The organism is Corynebacterium sp. AOP40-4SA-5 (genome assembly GCF_052377355.1).
Lineage (GTDB): Bacteria > Actinomycetota > Actinomycetes > Mycobacteriales > Mycobacteriaceae > Corynebacterium.
Window position 1 is genome coordinate 130125 of record NZ_JBQSWS010000001.1, and the last position, 18435, is coordinate 148559.

An 18435-nucleotide genomic window follows, 5' to 3' on the forward strand; every position below is an offset into this window, starting at 1 on the left:
ACGGGGCGCACCTGCGTAATGTCGTCTCGTTATCTCAGTGAACTGCCCCGCGGGTCCTTCCTGTGGAAAGGTTCCGCCCGGGCATCTACCATCGCGATGATACGGCAATGCCGGTCGCGTCGGCGGGCGAGGGTTGGCTCCGGGACGAAAGAAGGCGCCCGATACCCTACACCCGGGGAGAGACCGTTATCTCGGTATCAGTGAAATCTCCCCGACAGACGCCTGGAATATATCTGAATCGATACGGGTTGATCATTGACTGTGACCGTGAACTACTGACCGAGGAGCCACCCGTGACCGAAACCGACACCGCGCCGTCGCGCCTGAAGCGGCTCACCGACCTGCCGCGTCCGCACCGTCGTCCGCTGCCACGGCAGACGGAGATGGGGCGCCGCCGGCGCCCCATCGCGATCCTCATGCTCGCCCTCGGCGGGTTCGGCATCGGCACCACCGAGTTCGTCGCGATGGGTCTGCTGAACTACATCGCCGACGACTTCTCCATCTCCGAGGCCACCGCCGGGCACGTCATCACCGCCTACGCCCTGGGTGTGGTCGTCGGCGCCCCGGTGATCACGGCGCTGACCGGGTCGATGCCGCGGCGTCGGCTGGTGCTGATCCTCATGGCGGCGTTCACCGTGGGCAACGCGCTCAGCGTGCTCGCCGGCTCCTACGGGCTGCTGATGCTGTCGAGGTTCATCGCCGGCATCCCGCACGGCGCCTACTTCGCCGCCGCCGCGCTGATCGGCGCGTCCATGGCGGACCCGGGCAAGCGCGGCCGTGCGGTGGCGCAGGTGTCGATGGGGCTGTCGGTGGCCACCGTCGCCGGCGTGCCCGCCGCACAGTGGATCGGCCAGCAGCTCGGCTGGAACGCCGCCTTCGCCCTGGTCGCGGTGATCGGCCTGGTCACCCTGGTCGGCCTGTGGTACTCGCTGCCGCACATGACGATGATGCCGGCGACGCGTCCGGCGACCGAGCTCAGTGCCCTGGTGAACCCGCAGGTGATGCTCACGCTGCTGCTCGGCACGGTCGGCTTCGGCGGCATGTTCTGCGTATACACCTACATCTCCTGGACGATGACCGAGCGCGCGGGCTTCCCGGAGAGCTTCATGTGGCTGGTGCTCATGGTCTACGGCGTGGGCATGGTCGCCGGCACCTACGTGGGCGGCCGGCTGTCGGACGTCAACGTGGAGGGCACGATCTTCGGCTCCCTGGTGGCCATGGTGGTCATGCTCGGCGCGTTCTACTTCACGAGCTCGGTCGCCTGGCTGGCCATCGTGAACTTCGGGCTGATCGCCATGTCCGGCTCGGTGATGACGATCAACCTGCAGACCCGTCTGATGGACGTCGCCGGGGACGCGCAGAACCTCGCCGCCTCGATGAACCACTCCGCGCTGAACCTGGCCAACGCCGCCGGTGCGGCCGTCGGTGGCGCGGTGATCAGCGCCGGGTACTCCTACTCGGCACCGGCGTTGGCGGGCATGGGCATGGCGTTGTGCGGTATCGCGGTCTTCGTGCCGACCTACCTCCTGCGCCGTCGTGCCGGGACACCGCCCGCTAGTGTCTAGGGCATGAGCATCACAGTCGCCACCGTCAACGTCAACGGCATCCGTGCCGCCGCGAAGGTCCGCAACGAGGACAACCACGGGATCCTGCCGTGGCTGGAGTCCACCCCGGCGGAGGTGGTGCTGCTGCAGGAGGTGCGCGCCACCCCGGAGCAGACGCAGAAGGCGCTGGCCCCGGCACTGGAGGCCGGCTGGCATCTGGTGCAGGCGGAAGCCGCGGCGAAGGGACGCGCCGGGGTCGCCGTCCTGTCGCGCCATGCGATCGAGGACGTGCAGGTCGGTTTCGGGGAGGGCTTCAGCACCGAGTTCGACGACGCCGGACGCTACATCGAGGCCACCACCGCCGGCCTGCGCGTGGCCAGCGTCTACCTGCCGTCCGGCGCGGAGGGGACCGCGAAGCAGGACGAGAAGTTCCGCTTCCTCGACGTCTTCGGCCCCTACCTGGAGCAGCAGGCCGCGGTACACCCGCAGATGGTCGTGGGCGGGGACTGGAACATCTGCCACCGGCGTCAGGACCTGAAGAACTGGCGTCCCAACCGGAAGAAGTCCGGGTTCCTGCCGTCCGAACGCGCGTTCATGGACTCGGTGTTCGGCACCTTCCCCGACGGGGCGACGCAGGTCGGCGACCCCACCGACGCAGGACGCACCGGCAACCCGGCGGGTCAGCCGTCCGACTACGTCGGCGCGGTGGAGTACGTCCCCGCCGGGGCGGCGCCGCAGGCGGCGCAGGAACCGCGCTGGTTCGACGCCCTGCGTCGGCTCCACCCGGACGAGGACGGCCCGTACTCGTGGTGGACGTGGCGTGGCAAGGCCTTCGACACGGGCGCCGGCTGGCGCATCGACTACCAGGCCGCGACGTCCGACCTGATGGACCGCGTCGAGGCCGCCTGGGTGGACCGGGCGGAGCACTACGACCTGCGCTGGAGCGACCACTCGCCGGTGCTGGTCACGTACAGCTGACCTGCCAGTCCCGCCGTGGCGAGGGCGACGTGCAGCACGAGCAGTGCGAGCAGCACGGCGCTGACCCCGTCCAGCCAGGCGGCACCGGTGGCGAGGGACAGGTGGTGGGTGCCCAGGCTGCAGGTGCCGACGGGGAAGGTGCAGGACCACCAGGCGGGGCCGTAGGTGGCGAGGGACGTGGCCGGCGGGGTCCGCAGCAGCGTCCCCCAGTGGACCCGCAGGGCCCACAGTGCGGCGGGGACCCCCAGGGCGAGGACGGCACCGGCGTAGACCGTGCACCCGGCGAGCAGCAGGGCGGCGGTGGCGCTCTGACCGACGATGCCGAGGGGGATCCACGCCGTGGCCGCGGCCGGCGGTTCCGGGTGCCGTCCTGCGGTGAGGTAGACGAGACAGAGGGCGGGGACGCCGGTCAGCAGCGACGCCACGAAACAGAGCGTACCGGGCAGCGGGTGGCCCAGCTGGGCGGCGTTGGTGGCGGCCACCATCGGGGTGACCAGGGGTAACGCCGCCGGGAACGTGCGGGGCAGTCTGCCGCGCACCAGGGCCAGGGTCTGCGGAACGAACACGACGACGGCGGCGACGGTCCCGACCAGCCAGGTGACCAGGTGGACCGTGGTGAACCCGAGGGTGGAGTCGGCGGCGGAGCCGAGGGCCAGGACACCCATCGTCACCGTCGACCAGGCCGGCAGGTCGGTGGTCCGCCAGCTTCGGCCCCCGCTGAGCAGCACGACGGCGACAAGGACGGCGACGACGGTCACGACACCGCCCGCGACACTCCCGACGTGGACCCCGACCATCGACGCGGTGACGGAGACTCCCATCAGCGCCCCGCCCCAGGCGGGGCCGGGTGCGGGGAGGGGCGTCGCGGTGGTCATGGTTGCCGACCGTAGCCGGGGCGGACGCGGACCGGGGATAACGGTGCAGGTGGAACGGGGTACAGTGACCATATGTACCCCCACGTCCCGCCGGTCGACCAGATCGCCACCCTCGTCGCCGTCGACGAGCACCGCAGCATCGCCGCCGCGGCGCGTGACCTGGGGCTGAGCCAGCAGACGGTCAGCGCCCGGGTGGCCGCGGCGGAGAAGACGCTCGGCGTGGTGGTCTTCCGCCGCGGGGTGGGGGGATCGGAGCCCACGGAGCGGGGCAGGACCGTGCTGGACGCCGCCCGCGACCTGCTCGGCGCGGCGGGCGAGTTCTCCCGCACGGTCGCGGCGACGACGCGTCCGGACGCGGTGCGCTCACTGCCCGTGGCGGTGTCGAACACCGTCGCCGAACTGTACTTCCCGACGTGGGCCGCACGCTTCCACCGGGAGAACCCGGCGGTGCGCCTGCTGTTGCGCTCGCGCAACAGCGCCGAGGTGTGCGAGGCGGTGGCGGGAGGGGAGTGCGTCCTGGGCTTCGTCGAGGGCGCGGAGGTCTCGCACGGCCTGGCGTCCGACGTCGTCGGGGTGGACGACCTCATCCTCGTCGTCCCGCCGACACACCCGTGGGCCGGGACGGGGGTGACCGCGGGGCAGCTGCGCCGCACCCCGCTGATCACCCGGGAGCAGGGCTCGGGCAGCCGCGAGATCGTGGAGGCGGCCCTGGGCCCGCTGGCCGAACCCGCCGGGGAGTTCGGTTCCCTGGCCGCGCAACGCGCCGCGGTGACCGGGATGGGGGAGCCGACGGTGATCGCCGCGCGGGCGGTGTCGGCGCAACTGGCGTCCGGCGAGCTCGTGGCGGTCCCCGTGACCGGCGTGACCTTCCGTCGGATGCTGCGCGCGGTGTACCCGCGGGGCCGTCCGCTGGGAGTGGGGGACCCGGATGCGGAGGCACTGCTACGGATCGCCAAAGTGCGCGGGTAACATGTGCTGCCATGAGCGATGAAGCACAGATCAAGCGCGTCCTGTCCGGCATCCAGCCCACGGCGGACTCCTACCACCTCGGGAACTACCTCGGGGCGGTCCGGCAGTGGATCGACCTGCAGGACGGGTACGACGCCTTCTACTTCATCCCCAACCTCCACGCCATCACCGTGGACCAGGACCCCACCGAACTGCGCGAGCGCACGCTCGCCGGGGTGGCGCAGCTGCTGGCGCTGGGCATCGACCCGGAGAAGTCCACGATCTTCGTGCAGTCCCAGGTGCCCCAGCACGCCGAGCTGGCGTGGGTGCTGACCTGCCTCACCGGCTTCGGCGAGGCCTCGCGGATGACCCAGTTCAAGGACAAGTCCGCCAAGCGTGGTGCCGAGCGCACCTCCGCCGGCCTGTTCATGTACCCGATGCTCATGGCCGCGGACATCCTGCTCTACCGCCCGCAGCTCGTGCCCGTGGGCGAGGACCAGCGCCAGCACCTGGAACTGACCCGCAACCTGGCCGAGCGCTTCAACGCCCGCTTCGGCGAGACGTTCGTGGTGCCGGACGGGTTCATCCCGGAGGGTGCGGCGAAGATCTACGACCTGCAGGACCCCACGGCGAAGATGAGCAAGTCCGGCGACAACCCCAAGGGCCTGGTCAACCTGCTCGACGACCCGAAGACCTCCGCCAAGCGGATCAGGTCCGCGGTGACGGACACCGACGGCGAGATCCGCTTCGACCGGGAGAACAAGCCCGGTGTGTCCAACCTGCTGGTGATCCAGTCCGCCCTCACGCGGCGCAGCGTGGACGACATCGTCGCCGACTACCAGGCGGCCGGGGCGCAGTACGGTGCGCTGAAGGTCGACACCGCCGAGGCACTCACGGCGTTCACCACCCCGCTGAAGGCCCGCTACGACGAGTACATGGCCGACCCCGCCGAGCTGCAGCGCATCCTCGACCGGGGAGCCCAGAAGGCCGGCGTCGTCGCCGAGTCCGTGGTCGCCGACGTGTACGGGAAGATGGGGTTGCTGAGGTAGGGGTCCACGTCGCTGGCCATGAACTAGTGTGGTGCCACGGGTACGACCTTTAATACCGACGACCAAGAGACATACACAAGACCAAGAGACATACACAAGAGGAGTCCTTCCGATGGCTCGCACGATCACCGCCTCCGACCGGGATAAGTTGGACGACCACGGCATCGAACGGTCCACGGACGACTCCCCGGGGGCGATCGACCGCTACCGGGACAAGTGGCCGTGGTTCGACCACGTGATGCGCATGAACGAGCGCTACACCGACCAGGGTGGCAACCACTTCGCCGCCGGCATCACCTACTTCTCGGTCCTGTCGATCTTCCCGCTGATCATGCTGGTCTTCGCGACCGTGGCGATGGTCGTGGCCGGCAACGAGGAACTGCTCGACGAGATCATGGACACCGTGACCGAGTCGGCGGGCGGTGAGCTCGGCGACACGATCAACGACATCATCACCCAGGCGATCGACCAACGTGGCAGCGTGTTCGGCATCGGCCTCGTGCTGGCCCTGTGGACCGGGCTGGGGTGGATGGCCAACCTGCGCATGGGTGTCTCCGAGATGTGGAAGGTCCCCGGCAAGGCGGAGAACTTCCTCAAGGGCAAGATCAGCGACCTGGTCGGCCTGTTCGGCCTGCTCATCGCGCTGGCGGTGGCGTTCGCCGTGACCGCGATCGGCGGCGGCGGTTTCACCACGAGTGCGCTGGACGCCATCGGGCTGGGCGACGTCCCCGGCATCAGGTTCATCACCTGGCTGGTGGCCCTGGTCGTGGCGCTGATCGCCAACTGGATCGTCTTCTTCTGGCTGATGCTCTACCTGCCGCGGTACCGCGTCCCGCGCCCGGCGGCGGCCCGTGCCGCGGTGATCGGGGCGGTGGCCTTCGAGGTCATCAAGCAGGTGGCCACGATGATCTTCTCCAACGCGCTGTCCAACCCGGCGGGCGCGGCCTTCGGCCCGGTCATCGGTGTGATGGTCGTGCTCTACCTGGTCTGGCGGGTCACGCTCTACCTCGCCGCCTGGACCGCGACCACCCCGGAGGCGCTGGCGGAGATGGTGCCGGACGCACCGCCCGCCGCGGTCATCCGCGTGCGCCAGGAGGTGCGGCCCGGGGCGCGTTCCCTCAGCCCCGTCGGGATGGTCGGGATCGGCACCGCCGTCGGTGCGGCCGCGGCCGGCCTGCTCGGCCGGGCCCGACGCCGCCGGTAGGTTCCTGCCGCGTTCAGCGGCGCCGGAAGCGCGCCGCGCCCGCGGCGAGCACGCCGAGCAGCAGGACGGCGATGCCGACGCCGGCGATCGCACGCACGTCCACGCCGTCGGGGGAGTCAGAGGCATCGGACGCGTCCTGCGCCGTGGCGTCCTGCGCGGCGGTCTCCTGCGGGGCGGGTTCCTCCTCCGGTGCGTCGAGCGTGCCGATGGACGCGTCGGCCGGGGCGGCGAAGGCGGCGTCGAGAATGGCGCTGGCCTGCTCCGCGGGGCGTCCTGCGGCGATCGTGGAGTTCAGCAGCACCACGCCGAGGGTGCGTCCGTCGCGTTCCGCGGCGACCGAGAAGGTGTGGCGGGCGTTGTCGGTGAAGCCGGTCTTGCCGCCGATCGTGCCCGGGTAGTTGAACAGCATCTCGTTGTCGCTGGAGAGCTCGAAACCCTCCATGTCGTCGTAGCCGGGGAAGTCCATGGTCTCCTGGCCGAGGATCGCGCGGGCGTCCTCCCGCTGGAAGACCTCGCGGTAGATCAGGGCCATGTCGTAGGCGGTGGTCTGCACCCCGGGGCTGTCGAGCCCGTGCACGGTGACCACGCGGGTGGCCTGCGTGCCCAACGAATCGGCCAGCTCCTGCATCTTCGCCACCGTGGCCTCCTGGCCGCCCATGGCCTCGGCGAGCGCGATCGCGGCGTCGTTGCCGGAACGCATCGCCAGGCCCAGCAGCAGCTCACGGGCGGTGTAGCGTCCGCCCGGGCCCACACCCACCTGGGAACCGTCCACGGCCACGGCCTCGTCACTGACCGGGACGACCTGGTCCATGTCGAGGTTGTCCAGCGCGGTCATCAGCAGCAACGCCTTGATGATCGACGCCGGACGGTACAGCCCGTAGGGGTCCTTGGTGGCCAGCACGTCGCCGGAGTCGACGTCGTACACCATGTAGCTGCCCAGGCTGAGCCGCTCCGGCATGTCCAGGCCCGGTGCGGAGACCGGGCCGCACGTGTCGAGCGCCTCGCCGCCGGGGTCCGGACGCTCCACCGTGATCGGCGCCGGGGCGTCCTGCCCCTCGTCCGGCAGTGCGTCGGCGTCGAACGCCGGGGGGAGCTCCGCGGCGAAGGGGCAGCGGTCCGTGTCGAGGAAACGGTCCGGCGGCAACGGGGCGCCCGGGTCGGCGGTCAACGGCAGCCAGTCGTCCTTCTCCACGCCGTTGAGTCCGGTCTCCGCGAAGGCGGGGGCGGCGAGCGGACCGGCGAGGCTGACCGCCAACGACGCGGTGAGGACGGTGGCCGTGAGGGAGCGGCGGCGGGGGAGAGTGTGTGCGTTCATCGGGCACCTATTCTATCGCCAGCGGGGCCGGGCACGGACATCGTGACTGCGCGGGGCTATCCTGGGTCACCATGACTGACCCCCGAGACAGTGAATCCCAGGAATCCCAGGAAGCCCAGCAGGCCACCGTGGACCCGGACGTGATCCGCCGGCTGCCCAAGGTCGTGCTCCACGACCACCTCGACGGCGGACTGCGGCCGCAGACCATCATCGACATCGCCGCGGAGACCGGCTACGAGGGACTGCCGACCACCGACGCCGGCGAGCTGGAGAAGTGGTTCTTCGACGCCGCCAACTCCGGCGACCTGCCCACCTACCTCACCACCTTCGACCACACCACCGCCGTGATGCAGACCCGTGACTCCCTGGTCCGGGTGACCCGCGAGGCCGTCGAGGACCTCGCCGCAGACGGTGTCTGCTACGCCGAGCTGCGCTTCGCCCCCGAACAGCACCAGGCCAAGGGGCTCAGCCTGCAGGACGTCGTCGACGCCACCGTGGAAGGTGCGCGGGCCGGTGAGCGCGCCGTCGCCGAGCGCGGCGGCACCATCCACGCCCGGCTGCTGCTGTGCGCCATGCGCCACGCCGACCGTGCCGCGGAGATCGCCCAGCTCACCGTCGACAACCACGGTGTGGACAGCCCCGCGGACGGCTACGTCGTGGGCTTCGACATCGCCGGTGCGGAGGACGGTTTCCCGCCGTCGAACCACGTCGAGGCGTTCCGTATCCTGCGCGAGAACCTCGTGCCCGTCACCGTCCACGCCGGTGAGGCGGCCGGCGTGGAGTCCATCGCCGACGGCCTGCGTCAGGGTGCCGTGCGCATCGGCCACGGTGTGCGCATCTACGAGGACTTCGACGCCTCCATGAGCGGTATCGCGCTCGGCGAGGTCTCCAGGTTCGTGCGTGACCGGCGCATCCCCCTGGAGATCTGCCCGACCTCGAACACGCAGACCGGTGTGTGCGACACCATCGCCGAGCACCCGTTCAACCTGCTCTACGAACTGGGCTTCACCTGCACGGTCAACACCGACAACCGGCTGGTCTCCGGCTGCACGATGAGCGGCGAGATGATCGCGCTGGCCGAGAACTTCGGCCTGGAGTACTGGCAGTTCCTGGAGATGACGACCAACGCCCTGGACAACGCCTTCTGCGACCAGCCGCTGCGCGCCATGCTGGAGCAGGACGTGATCTACCCGGCCTACGCTGAGATCGGCCGCACCCTGGGCGGTGGCGAGGGGGATGCCGCGGGGCTCACCGGGCTGCACGACGAGTACGACCACGGCCACGCGCATGGTGCGGGTGCCGGCGCCGGCGTCGAGGAGGTCCAGCTGTCGATGGAGAACCTGCGGGCCGAGCTCGCGGAGCTGGGTCTGAGCCTCGACGACGAGGATGACGAAGAAGGCACAGAAGGCACGACCGAGAGCTAGCCGGTCAGCCAGTCCCACCAGCTCTTCTTCAGGGGGACGCCGGGTTCGGCGACGGTGATCTTCAGGTCACCGCAGGTGGCGTGCCCGGTGAGGACGACCACGGGTGCGCCCGGGCTGAGCCGCGGCCCCTGGTCGGCCTTGACGTCGCCGAAGACCAGCGACATCCGGTTCTCCACCCGGATGCCGGGTGGGACGGTGAGCTTCACGTCGCCGAAGATCGAGGTGACGTGCAGATGTGTCGTCGGGGCGGAGAGGGACGCCTCACGCAGGTCGAGCCGGACGTCCCCGAACAGCAGGAAGAGCTTCTCCTGCTCGGCGAGCTGCATGTTGCCGCTGCGTTCGAGGTCGCCGAACCACAGGTTCTGCGAGGGGGAGTTCACCTGGGGGACGCCCGGAGGGGGCCCGACGGTGGGGAAGTCGGGGACCGGGGCCGCTGCCTTGGCGGCGAGTTCCTCGACGTCGCGGTGTCCGTCGTTCCCGGTCACCAGGGCCTCGAGCCGGTCGAAGCGCTCGACGTCGGTGGTGGACCAGACCGCGTCGCTGAGTTCGGAGAACTCGGTCAGGTCGATCCGTCCCTGTCCCACGGCCAACGTGAGGGCGTCGTTGAGGCGGTGGCGGCGCTCGTCGGTGATGCGGTCGGGGAGGGGATCCATGGTTTCAGGGTAGCTGTAACCCAGGACACGGTGGGCGCGGCGGGAGTCTGCTCCCACCTTGAGCCCTCAGGTCGTCGCGGGGCCTGGGAATCGACCTGAGGGCTCGAGGTGGCGGCGGAGTGGTCGGGTCGGGCGGGGAAAGGGGGACCGGCTCGCCCCACCGCAGGTAGAGCCACCTGAACCGATCAACTGTATCGGTAAAGCTGCAGGTCAGCCGGTTTGACTTAACCGCTTCAGAGGCATTGACTAGCGCATTGTGACTTTCAAGAAGCGGCTCCGCACCGTCCTGACCGCCGCCACCGCGACCGTCGGACTGACCACAGCACTCGCCGTCGCCGGCTGCTCCGCCACCGGTGGCGCACCCCGTGCCTCGGACGGGGAGGGAGGCGGCGGCACCGTCGACACCCCGCGCTACGTGGTCTCCATGGTCAGCCACGGTGCCCCCGGCGACACCTACTGGGACCTCGTGCGCAAGGGCGCGGAGGACGCCGCCAAGAAGGACAACATCGAGCTGCGCTACAGCTCGGACCCGCAGGCGCCGAACCAGGCCAGCCTGGTGCAGTCCGCCATCGACTCCGACGTCGACGGCATCGCGCTGACCATGCCCAACGCCAACGCCATCGGTCCGGCCGCCCAGCGCGCCGTGGACGCGGGCATCCCCGTCGTCGGCCTCAACGCCGGCATGGAGGACTACGAGCGCTACGGACTCACCGGCTTCTTCGGTCAGGACGAGGCCGTCGCAGGCCAGAAGGCCGGTGAACGTCTCCAGGAGGAGGGGGCGAAGAAGACCCTGTGCGTGGTCCATGAACAGGGCAACTCCTCCCAGGAGGCCCGCTGCGCCGGCATCGACGAGGGCCTCACCGACGGCTCCGTGGAGATCCTCTACGTCAACGGCCAGGACCTCACCTCGGTGAAGTCCACCGTGCAGTCCAAGCTCGCCCAGGACAACTCCATCGACTGGGTCATGGGCCTGGTCACACCGGTCTCCCTCGTCGTCGCCGACGCGGCCGAGGCCACCGGCGCGGACGTCAACATCGGCACCTTCGACACCAACGCCGAGCTCGTCCCCGCGATCCGCGACGGACGGGTCAGCTTCGCCGTCGACCAGCAGCCCTACCTGCAGGGCTACATGGCCGTCGATGCCCTGTGGCTGGCCAAGCGCAACGGCACCACTGTCGGCGGCGGGCGTCCGGTGTACACCGGTCCGAGCTTCGTGGACGAATCCAACATCGACACCATCGCCGACGCCGCGAAGGAGGGCCTGCGATGATCGGGACCCGACTGACCTCCCTGCTGCGCCGCCCCGAGTTCGCCAGCCTCATCGGCGCGGTGGCGATCTTCATCCTCTTCCTCGTCGTCGCCCCGAGCTTCCGCTCCCTGGACGCGGTCGCCACCGTGCTCTACACGTCCTCCACGCTGGGCATCGTGGCGCTGGCCGTGGGCCTGCTGATGATCGGTGACGAGTTCGACCTGTCGACCGGCGTCGCGGTGACCACCACGGCACTGGCGGCCACGATGATCGCCTACAACTTCCACCTGCAGACCTGGGTCGGCTCGCTGCTGGCACTGCTCATCGCCCTGGCCATCGGCTTCTTCAACGGGTGGATGGTCACCCGCACGGGCATCCCCAGCTTCCTGATCACCCTGGCCACCTTCCTCATGCTGCAGGGGCTCAACCTCGCGGTCACGAAACTGGTCAACGACCAGGTCGCCACCCCGGTGATCTCCGACATGCAGGGCTACGAGTTCTGCCGCCGCCTCTTCGCCGGCTCGGTCCACGTCTTCGGCGTGACCGTGCAGGTCACCGTGTTCTGGTGGCTGCTGTTCGTCGCGGTGGCCAGCTGGGTGCTGTTCAAGACCCGGTTCGGCAACTGGATCTTCGCCGTCGGCGGGAACAAGGACGCCGCCCGCGCCGTGGGCGTTCCCGTCGACCGGGTGAAGATCATCCTGTTCATGACCGTCGCCGCGTCCTGCTGGTTCGTCGGCCAGCACAACCTCTACCAGTTCGACTCCATCCAGGCCGGTCAGGGTGTGGGCAACGAGTTCCTCTACATCATCGCCGCCGTCGTCGGCGGGTGCGCGATGACTGGCGGCAAGGGCACCGCCGTGGGTACCGCCATCGGCGCCCTGATCTTCGGCATGACCAACCAGGGCATCGTCTACGCCGGCTGGAACCCCGACTGGTTCAAGTTCTTCCTCGGCGGAGTGCTGCTCCTCGCCGTGCTCGCCAACAACTCCTTCTCGAAGTACTCGGAGGCCCGACAGTGACCAACCCTGAGACCGCCCCCGTAATCGAGCTCCGCGGCGTCGGCAAGAGCTACGGCTCCTTCCGCGCCCTCGACGACATCAACCTGTCCGTGCGGGAAGGCAGCGTCACCTGCGTCCTCGGCGACAACGGTGCGGGCAAGTCAACCCTGATCAAGACGCTCGCCGGACTGCACGGCCCCACCGACGGCGAGATCCTCGTCGACGGAGAGCCCGTGAACTTCGCCAAACCGCGCGACGCACTGGACCACGGCATCGCGACCGTCTACCAGGACCTCGCCGTCGTCGGGCAGATGCCCGTGTGGCGCAACTTCTTCCTCGGCCAGGAGATGACCGGACGCTTCGGCGTCCTGCGCGAGGCGCAGATGCGCGAGATCACCGCCGAGCGCCTGCAGCGCATGGGCGTCGACCTGAAGGACGTCTCGGTGCCGATCGCCTCGCTGTCCGGAGGCCAGCGCCAGGTGGTCGCCATCGCGCGCGCCCTGTACTTCGGTGCGCGCGTCCTGATCCTCGACGAACCGACCGCCGCCCTCGGCGTGAAACAGTCCGGCATGGTGCTGAAGTTCATCGCCGCCGCCCGCGACGAGGGCGTCGGGGTCATCCTGATCACCCACAACCCGCACCACGCGTACCTGGTGGGGGACCATTTCGTCCTGCTGAACCTGGGTGGCAGCGTGCTCGACGCCGCACGCGACGAGGTCACCCTCGAGCAGCTCACCCTGGAGATGGCCGGTGGCGGGGAACTTGATTCCCTGGCGCACGAGCTCGAACGGTAGGACCATGTCGGTATGACGTTTCCCAGCCTGCTGCCCGGCCAGGTCCTCATCGACGACCAGATCGGCCACCGGATCGCGCTCAACCCCGGTCAGTCGATCACCCTCGGCCGCGCCGCGGAGTTCCCCCTCGGCTCCGACGACGAGTTCATGCACCGCCGTTTCCTGCAGGTCTGGGACTCCGACGGCACCTGGATGATCACCAACCTCGGCGGACGCCTGGCGGCCAACATCCAGCCGCGGGCGAGGAACTCCTTCAGCCAGATCCGTCTGGGACGCGGGGCGAGCCTGCCGCTGCCGCTGGGGGAGTCCGCGGTCGTCTTCGCCACCTCGGTGACCACCTACGAACTCGACCTCACCGTCGCCGCGACGCTGCGTCCGCCAGCCGGGACGTCCGCCACGGGCCCCGCCGCCGGGGCGCCCCTGACCGTCGGGGAGCTGATCTTCAACGAGGAACAGGTCCGCCTCCTGTGCGCCCTCGCCGACCCCCTGGTCCGCCGTCCCGGGACGGACCTGTCCGAGGTGCCGACCGTGAGGGACCTGGAGCAGACCCTGGGATGGTCGCAGAAGAAGGTGAACACCAAGATCGACTACCTCTCCAAGGCCCTCGGGAACAGCGGGGTGACCGGATTCTCCGTCCGCAACGGCAATGCCCCGACCAGGCGCCTTGCATTGGCCAGGTATGCTCAGGAAAACTACTGGTCTCTCAGGAAACAACACTGAACGGTCCCCGGACACGGAGGCTGGCGAGAGGACCGCGAAGACACGGAGGAGACGGAGTGGGGAACAACGACTGGGGCACGCCTGCGCCCGGCGGCAACCCCTGGCGGCAGGAACCCGGTGCCGGGAACACAGGGAACACAGGGAACACAGGTAAGTCAGGCCGCGCAGGTGGGCTCGCCACCGGCATCATCGTGGCGGCCGTGGTCGCGGTCGTCGCGATCGTCGTGGTCGTCGGGCTCGCCGTCGCAGGCATGCTGGCCTGGAACAACACCACCGACGACGCGTCCGACGACGGCGGCTCCCCGCTGCAGTTCACCGCCGTCCCCGAGCCGGAGGTGACGAGCGAGACGAGCGAGACCCCGACGTCCGTCCGGTCGCCGGAGCCCAGCACGTCCAGCGCACCGACCACCTCCAGCACGCCGACCACCACTAGCTCACCCGGCACCCCGTCGGACCTGAGCCCGCGGGGATGGCGCGGCGTGAGCGCGGCGTCCTGCAACTCCAGCGACGAGTGGGTCTACGCCGGGACCAACGGCGAGGACTACGCGGTGGTCTGCCGTGTCGGGGAGCGCGGCGACCTCTACTACCGGGGCTTCTACAACGACCGGTCCGCCGAGTACGACATCGACATGGGCCGCGTCAGCGCGGGACGGTGGGTGACCCGCTCCCTCGACGGCAACGGTTCCCGCGTGGAACTCACCGGGTCGGGCGTCCGGGTCATCGACGGCAGCGGCGACGAGGTGTCCTCCCGCGACTTCACCTGGAGCTCCGAGGACGCCGGGTGAGCGGCTGGGGAGAGACCGGCGCGGACGGTCCAGCCGGTCCCGCCGGTCTCGCCGCCGAGCTCGAGTCCCGGCACAACCTCACCGACCTCACCCCGGTCGGCCGGGGCGGCATGGGGCACGTCTACCGCGCCTACGACCGGGGGCTGCACCGCTGGGTGGCGGTGAAGGCGATCCGTCCGGAGATCGTCGGGCCAGGCGGGCCCGGCGCCGGTGACGGCTACCAGCGGTTCCTCGCGGAGATGAGGACGCTGGCCACGATCCGCCACACCTCGGTGGTCAACATCCACTACGCCGACTCCGCAGACGCGACGTCGACCACCGGTACGGCCGCCTACTTCGTCATGGACTACGTCGACGGCGGTGACCTCGCCGAGGCGCTGGAGGAACGTCGCGGCACCGGACGGCGCTTCAGCGTCGACGAGGCGTGCCGCATCCTGCGTCCCGTCGCCGAGGCCCTGGACCACATCCACCACCGCTCGCCGCCGGTGGTGCACCGCGACCTCAAACCGGCGAACATCCTGCTTCCCCGCGACCCGCACGGCAGCGTGGGCACGACGGCACTGCTCACCGACTTCGGCATCAGCATCGCCGGCGACGACACCCGGGTGACCTCCACCGGCATGGTGATCGGCACGGAGAAGTACATGGCCCCGGAGATCTTCACCATGGCCACCACCTACGGCGCACACAAGGTGGACTACAGTGCGGCGACCGACCGCTACGCACTCGCGCTGATCGCCCTGGAGATGCTCACCCTCACCGCGTTCCGCGACACGATGTCCACGGCCGCGTGGCGGGGCGAGCGGACACTGCCCACGCTCACCCCGGACGCGCTGGCACCGCAGGACGGCCCGGCCGCCCCGCACCTCACCGCGGTGCTGCGCCGGGCGCTGGACAACGACCCCGGGCGCCGGTACCCGACCGCCGTGGCGTTCCTCGACGCGCTCGCCGACCCTGCCGCTCCCGCCGCCCCTGTCTCCGCCAACCGGCAGGACGCGCCGACGCGCGAGGTGCCGGTGAACTGGGCGGCGGCGCCGTCGCCGGCTGCGTCCGGGGCGTCCGTCCGGCGCAACGCGGCGCGCACGCCCGTCGTCGTGCTCGGCGTCCTCGCGCTGCTGGCGGTGGTCGGCGTCGGCGGGTTCCTGGGATACCGCCACGTCGTGACGCCGGCGTGGGACGCCGACGACGCCAGGATCGTCAACGCCTTCCCCTCACTCCTGCCTGAGCGGCAGGGGCAGAGCGGATGGCAGGGGATGACCTGCGACAGCGGCGAGCCCCGCGGCGAGGAACAGGCCCGCGTGACCTGCCGCGGCGACGGACTGACCATGGCCGTCGTCGACTTCGGCAGCGAGGAGGTCCGGGCGTCCTACGTCCCCGCCGAGGGGGCTGCACCGTTCGAGTACGACGGATGCCGGATCAGGACGGTCGATGCCGCCGAGACCGGTGGGGCGATGTCGGTGTTCCCGGAGTCCGCGGACCGTACCCGGTACGCCATGCTGCTGACCGGGGAGGCCGTGGACGAGGCGTCCTCGGCGCTCGACGTCATCCAGGGCATGCCCGTATGCTGATCGGCTGGAGAGGTGAGGGCTCACCGGATTCCAGGTATTCGATTCCAGGTATTCGATTGCCAGACTGATGTATTAGAGTGCCCCTGAACGCCCCAGAGACGGACCAGAGACGGTCCAGTGACGGACCAGAAACGGCCGATAGAGACAAGGACTCCCATGGCGAACTACGACCTGTACACCGAACTTCAGCTCGACAAGGACATGCCGCCGCGGGAGATCGCGGAGGTCCTCGACTCCCGCCTGTCCGACCTGCGCGGTCGGGGATTCAGCGGTGACTCGCCCGAGGTAGACCAGATGCAGACCGCCAGGGCGATCCTCGGAGACCCGTACAAGCGCGACCTCTACGAGGCCGCCCTCAACGGGCCGCAGGACGACGTCGTCAACATCCGGTGGCTGCACGACCTCGCGGACACGCAGTCGCCGAACGTGTCCGGCGGATACGACCTCGTCGGGCAGGGTGTCGACCCGGACGTCACGCGGGAGAATCCTGTCGTGTCGGAGCAGGAACCGCTGATCGGCCAGGACGCCCCGGATCTGGGCGAGTCCCCCACGGAGACCGTGCAGGACGCCCCCGACTATCAGGACGACCCGGACAACCAGGATGCGCAGGACGCGCCGGCGCCGAACTCGTGGCAGCAGCCCGCTGCGTCCTCTGTGCCCGGTGGCTACCGCGGGCCGCAGCACGCCGCACCGAACAACCAGTTCCAGCAGGCGCCGGGTCAGGCACCAGGTCAGGCACAGGGACAGGCGCAGCGCCAGACCCCGCAGCTCGACACGAGCACCTGGGGCGTCGGGTCGCGGTCCCGCAGCGAGTCGAAGCTGTACCTCTCGCTGCTGGCGGTCATCGTCGTCGGCATGATCTACCCGCTCATCGTCCTGCTGACCGCCGGAGCCAGCGACGTGAACGCCGGGCTGTCGGTGATGAAGGCCACGCTGTTCACCCTCGCGCACGTCGCCGCCTGGGTCAGCATCAACGAGATCATCTGGGGCGTGCGCAAGATCGTGGCGCCCGACAACCGTTCGGAGCAGTAGCTTGACGGACACCGGCACGCAGGACGCGACGGCGACCCCGTCGAAGGGGCGGGTGGCGCTCGGCCAGGCCCACGCGTTGGCGACCCACCACCTGGTCGTCGCCGCGGCGACGGGTGTACTCGCCCTGCTGGCGGTAGTCGGACTCGCCCTGCCCTGGGGCAGGACCGTGATCACCGCGGCCACGGCCGGGGCGACCGGCTCGACCGGCGCTGAGGACTCCGACATGGTGTTCACCATCTCCGGCTTCGGTACGGTCACCGGTGCGTTCCACTCGATCGGGCTGCAGGAGACCTGGGTGGACGCGACGCTCCTGTCGCTGGCCTGTGGTCTGCTTCTCCTCGTCCTGGCTGCGGCCGTGCTCATCGGATTCACCGCGCTGCGTCGTATCGCTTCGGTGGTGGTCGCCGTCTGCGGAGCAGGTTTCATCGGGTACGCGGTCTACGGGCTGGTCACGGCACTGGGGGTCGACGACGAACTCTTCTCGACCGACGGCGGACCCAGCGGGCAGGACGCTGAGATCCTGCGGGCCCTGCTCGATTCCGTCCGCACGACGACGGGCCCGGGGGAGTACGTGGTGCTCGTCGCCGGCATCCTGCTGCTGGCGCTGGGGGCGTACTTCGCGCTGCGCTCGTCCTACCCCTGGTCGGCGGCACGTGGGGAAGTCCGGTCGTGACTCCCGGCGGGCGGCAGAGCCCGTGGATTATCGTCGGTATCATCGCCGGTGTCGTCGGCATCCTGGTGCTGGTCGCCGCGCTCGTGCTGGCGTTGACACTGTGGTCTGCGCGTTCGGGGGAGGACGCGACTGCCGCGGACGACGCCGCCCTCGAGCTGACCTCGGTGCAACGCTCGCCGGAGTCTGAACAGGCGTCGGAGACGTCCTCCCCGGACGCGACGCAGGACACCGAGACCGTCACGGTCACCGCCGGGCAGGCCGAAACCCGAACCCAGCCGGAGTCCCCGTCTGAGTCTGAGCCGGAACCCCAGCCGGAACCCCAGTCGGAGCCGGACGACGGATTGGCGTGCGACGGCCGTGGGGTGCTCATCGTCTCCTCGGTGATGGGGAATAGCCCCACCTTCCGTTCGGAGGTGGACGGCGCGGTCGCGGCCAACCCGGGGGCGGTGTTGCTGGAGCCCGGGCACTGTCCCTCCCTGAGGCCGGGCGTGGACGGCACGACGGTCCACCCGGTCGTCGTCGACTACGGCGACGACCGGGAGGCGTTGTGCGCTGCCGCTGCGGCGACCCCGGGGAGCAACGCCCGGCTGCTGGACGGGGACACCTCCTACTCCAGCCCGTGCTGA

The 18435-nt window shown here is 69.9% G+C and carries 18 protein-coding genes; 15 read left to right on the plus strand and 3 right to left on the minus strand.

The genetic code is table 11. From position 1 onward, the window contains the following. Positions 1 to 383 precede the first annotated feature (383 nt). Together ACT3S3_RS00620 and ACT3S3_RS00625 are read left to right on the plus strand one after the other, a co-directional pair. Entirely contained in the window at positions 384 to 1565 is a 1182-nt protein-coding gene (locus tag ACT3S3_RS00620) for an MFS transporter (RefSeq protein WP_301442488.1), read from the plus strand. A 3-nt stretch (positions 1566 to 1568) separates the two neighbouring features. Continuing rightward, positions 1569 to 2522: an exodeoxyribonuclease III gene (locus ACT3S3_RS00625; protein ID WP_301442480.1), complete on the plus strand. Its 954-nt coding sequence runs from the start codon at positions 1569 to 1571 to the stop codon at positions 2520 to 2522. On the opposite strand, the gene ACT3S3_RS00630 is transcribed toward ACT3S3_RS00625, so the two are convergent. After that, a complete protein-coding gene (locus tag ACT3S3_RS00630; protein ID WP_441579703.1) occupies positions 2471 to 3397 on the minus strand; it encodes an SLAC1 family transporter in 927 nt (308 codons plus the stop codon). The two genes, ACT3S3_RS00625 and ACT3S3_RS00630, sit on opposite strands and share 52 nt — an antisense overlap. Before the next feature lie 72 nt (positions 3398 to 3469). Here ACT3S3_RS00630 and ACT3S3_RS00635 point away from each other — a divergent pair, with 72 nt between their 5' ends. From ACT3S3_RS00635 to ACT3S3_RS00645, 3 genes are all read left to right on the plus strand, one after another. Then, positions 3470 to 4366, plus strand: a complete 897-nt coding sequence (locus tag ACT3S3_RS00635) for a LysR family transcriptional regulator (RefSeq protein ID WP_301442482.1) — start codon at positions 3470 to 3472, stop codon at positions 4364 to 4366. Positions 4367 to 4377: 11 nt separating this feature from the next. Further along, positions 4378 to 5394 (plus strand): tryptophan--tRNA ligase, encoded by a 1017-nt coding sequence (gene trpS, locus ACT3S3_RS00640; RefSeq protein WP_444614743.1) that lies wholly within the window; start codon positions 4378 to 4380, stop codon positions 5392 to 5394. Positions 5395 to 5506: 112 nt separating this feature from the next. Further along, positions 5507 to 6598 carry a YhjD/YihY/BrkB family envelope integrity protein gene (locus ACT3S3_RS00645; RefSeq protein WP_301442484.1) on the plus strand — a complete coding sequence of 364 codons (1092 nt, stop codon included), beginning with the start codon at positions 5507 to 5509 and terminating at the stop codon, positions 6596 to 6598. A gap of 13 nt (positions 6599 to 6611) precedes the next feature. Here the strand turns inward: ACT3S3_RS00645 and ACT3S3_RS00650 are convergent, their stop codons facing one another. After that, positions 6612 to 7913, minus strand: a complete 1302-nt coding sequence (locus ACT3S3_RS00650; RefSeq protein WP_301442485.1) for a D-alanyl-D-alanine carboxypeptidase family protein — start codon at positions 7911 to 7913, stop codon at positions 6612 to 6614. Positions 7914 to 7984: 71 nt separating this feature from the next. Here ACT3S3_RS00650 and ACT3S3_RS00655 point away from each other — a divergent pair, with 71 nt between their 5' ends. After that, on the plus strand, positions 7985 to 9337 hold the full coding sequence (locus tag ACT3S3_RS00655; RefSeq protein WP_301442486.1) for an adenosine deaminase: 1353 nt from the start codon (positions 7985 to 7987) through the stop codon (positions 9335 to 9337). Here ACT3S3_RS00655 and ACT3S3_RS00660 read toward each other — a convergent pair. Further along, positions 9334 to 9990, minus strand: a complete 657-nt coding sequence (locus ACT3S3_RS00660) for a LiaF domain-containing protein (RefSeq protein WP_441578785.1) — start codon at positions 9988 to 9990, stop codon at positions 9334 to 9336. The two genes, ACT3S3_RS00655 and ACT3S3_RS00660, sit on opposite strands and share 4 nt — an antisense overlap. Positions 9991 to 10276: 286 nt before the next feature. Here ACT3S3_RS00660 and ACT3S3_RS00665 point away from each other — a divergent pair, with 286 nt between their 5' ends. The 9 genes from ACT3S3_RS00665 to ACT3S3_RS00705 all read left to right on the plus strand — a co-directional run bounded on the left by ACT3S3_RS00665 (position 10277) and on the right by ACT3S3_RS00705 (position 18435). Beyond that, positions 10277 to 11260, plus strand: a complete 984-nt coding sequence (locus tag ACT3S3_RS00665) for a substrate-binding domain-containing protein (protein WP_441578790.1) — start codon at positions 10277 to 10279, stop codon at positions 11258 to 11260. After that, positions 11257 to 12258 (plus strand): ABC transporter permease, encoded by a 1002-nt coding sequence (locus ACT3S3_RS00670; RefSeq protein WP_301442858.1) that lies wholly within the window; start codon positions 11257 to 11259, stop codon positions 12256 to 12258. Before ACT3S3_RS00665 ends, ACT3S3_RS00670 begins: the two co-directional genes overlap by 4 nt. Next, a complete protein-coding gene (locus ACT3S3_RS00675) occupies positions 12255 to 13031 on the plus strand; it encodes an ATP-binding cassette domain-containing protein (RefSeq protein ID WP_301442859.1) in 777 nt (258 codons plus the stop codon). Before ACT3S3_RS00670 ends, ACT3S3_RS00675 begins: the two co-directional genes overlap by 4 nt. Before the next feature lie 12 nt (positions 13032 to 13043). Then, entirely contained in the window at positions 13044 to 13751 is a 708-nt protein-coding gene (locus ACT3S3_RS00680) for a hypothetical protein (protein WP_301442860.1), read from the plus strand. Between the two features lie 56 nt (positions 13752 to 13807). Beyond that, on the plus strand, positions 13808 to 14536 hold the full coding sequence (locus ACT3S3_RS00685) for a hypothetical protein (RefSeq protein ID WP_444626003.1): 729 nt from the start codon (positions 13808 to 13810) through the stop codon (positions 14534 to 14536). Continuing rightward, positions 14533 to 16104: a serine/threonine-protein kinase gene (locus ACT3S3_RS00690; RefSeq protein ID WP_301442862.1), complete on the plus strand. Its 1572-nt coding sequence runs from the start codon at positions 14533 to 14535 to the stop codon at positions 16102 to 16104. The genes ACT3S3_RS00685 and ACT3S3_RS00690 overlap by 4 nt, the downstream gene beginning before the upstream one ends. Positions 16105 to 16260: 156 nt before the next feature. Then, the gene (locus ACT3S3_RS00695) at positions 16261 to 17136 is read left to right on the plus strand and encodes a hypothetical protein (RefSeq protein ID WP_301442863.1); all 876 of its coding nucleotides are present in this window, start codon (positions 16261 to 16263) and stop codon (positions 17134 to 17136) included. Position 17137: 1 nt separating this feature from the next. Beyond that, positions 17138 to 17809 carry a hypothetical protein gene (locus ACT3S3_RS00700; protein WP_441578783.1) on the plus strand — a complete coding sequence of 224 codons (672 nt, stop codon included), beginning with the start codon at positions 17138 to 17140 and terminating at the stop codon, positions 17807 to 17809. Continuing rightward, positions 17806 to 18435: a hypothetical protein gene (locus ACT3S3_RS00705; protein ID WP_301442865.1), complete on the plus strand. Its 630-nt coding sequence runs from the start codon at positions 17806 to 17808 to the stop codon at positions 18433 to 18435. Before ACT3S3_RS00700 ends, ACT3S3_RS00705 begins: the two co-directional genes overlap by 4 nt.

Bases quoted from the DNA above. Each gene is read 5' to 3' on its own strand.
- ACT3S3_RS00670 (WP_301442858.1), top strand. From the start codon at position 11,257: ATGATCGGGACCCGACTGACCTCCCTGCTGCGCCGCCCCGAGTTCGCC.
- ACT3S3_RS00635 (WP_301442482.1), top strand. From the start codon at position 3,470: ATGTACCCCCACGTCCCGCCGGTCGACCAGATCGCCACCCTCGTCGCC.
- ACT3S3_RS00650 (WP_301442485.1), bottom strand. From the start codon at position 7,913: ATGAACGCACACACTCTCCCCCGCCGCCGCTCCCTCACGGCCACCGTC.
- ACT3S3_RS00630 (WP_441579703.1), bottom strand. From the start codon at position 3,397: ATGACCACCGCGACGCCCCTCCCCGCACCCGGCCCCGCCTGGGGCGGG.
- ACT3S3_RS00655 (WP_301442486.1), top strand. From the start codon at position 7,985: ATGACTGACCCCCGAGACAGTGAATCCCAGGAATCCCAGGAAGCCCAG.
- ACT3S3_RS00660 (WP_441578785.1), bottom strand. From the start codon at position 9,990: ATGGATCCCCTCCCCGACCGCATCACCGACGAGCGCCGCCACCGCCTC.
- trpS (WP_444614743.1), top strand. From the start codon at position 4,378: ATGAGCGATGAAGCACAGATCAAGCGCGTCCTGTCCGGCATCCAGCCC.
- ACT3S3_RS00645 (WP_301442484.1), top strand. From the start codon at position 5,507: ATGGCTCGCACGATCACCGCCTCCGACCGGGATAAGTTGGACGACCAC.
- ACT3S3_RS00680 (WP_301442860.1), top strand. From the start codon at position 13,044: ATGACGTTTCCCAGCCTGCTGCCCGGCCAGGTCCTCATCGACGACCAG.
- ACT3S3_RS00695 (WP_301442863.1), top strand. From the start codon at position 16,261: ATGGCGAACTACGACCTGTACACCGAACTTCAGCTCGACAAGGACATG.
- ACT3S3_RS00620 (WP_301442488.1), top strand. From the start codon at position 384: ATGGGGCGCCGCCGGCGCCCCATCGCGATCCTCATGCTCGCCCTCGGC.
- ACT3S3_RS00625 (WP_301442480.1), top strand. From the start codon at position 1,569: ATGAGCATCACAGTCGCCACCGTCAACGTCAACGGCATCCGTGCCGCC.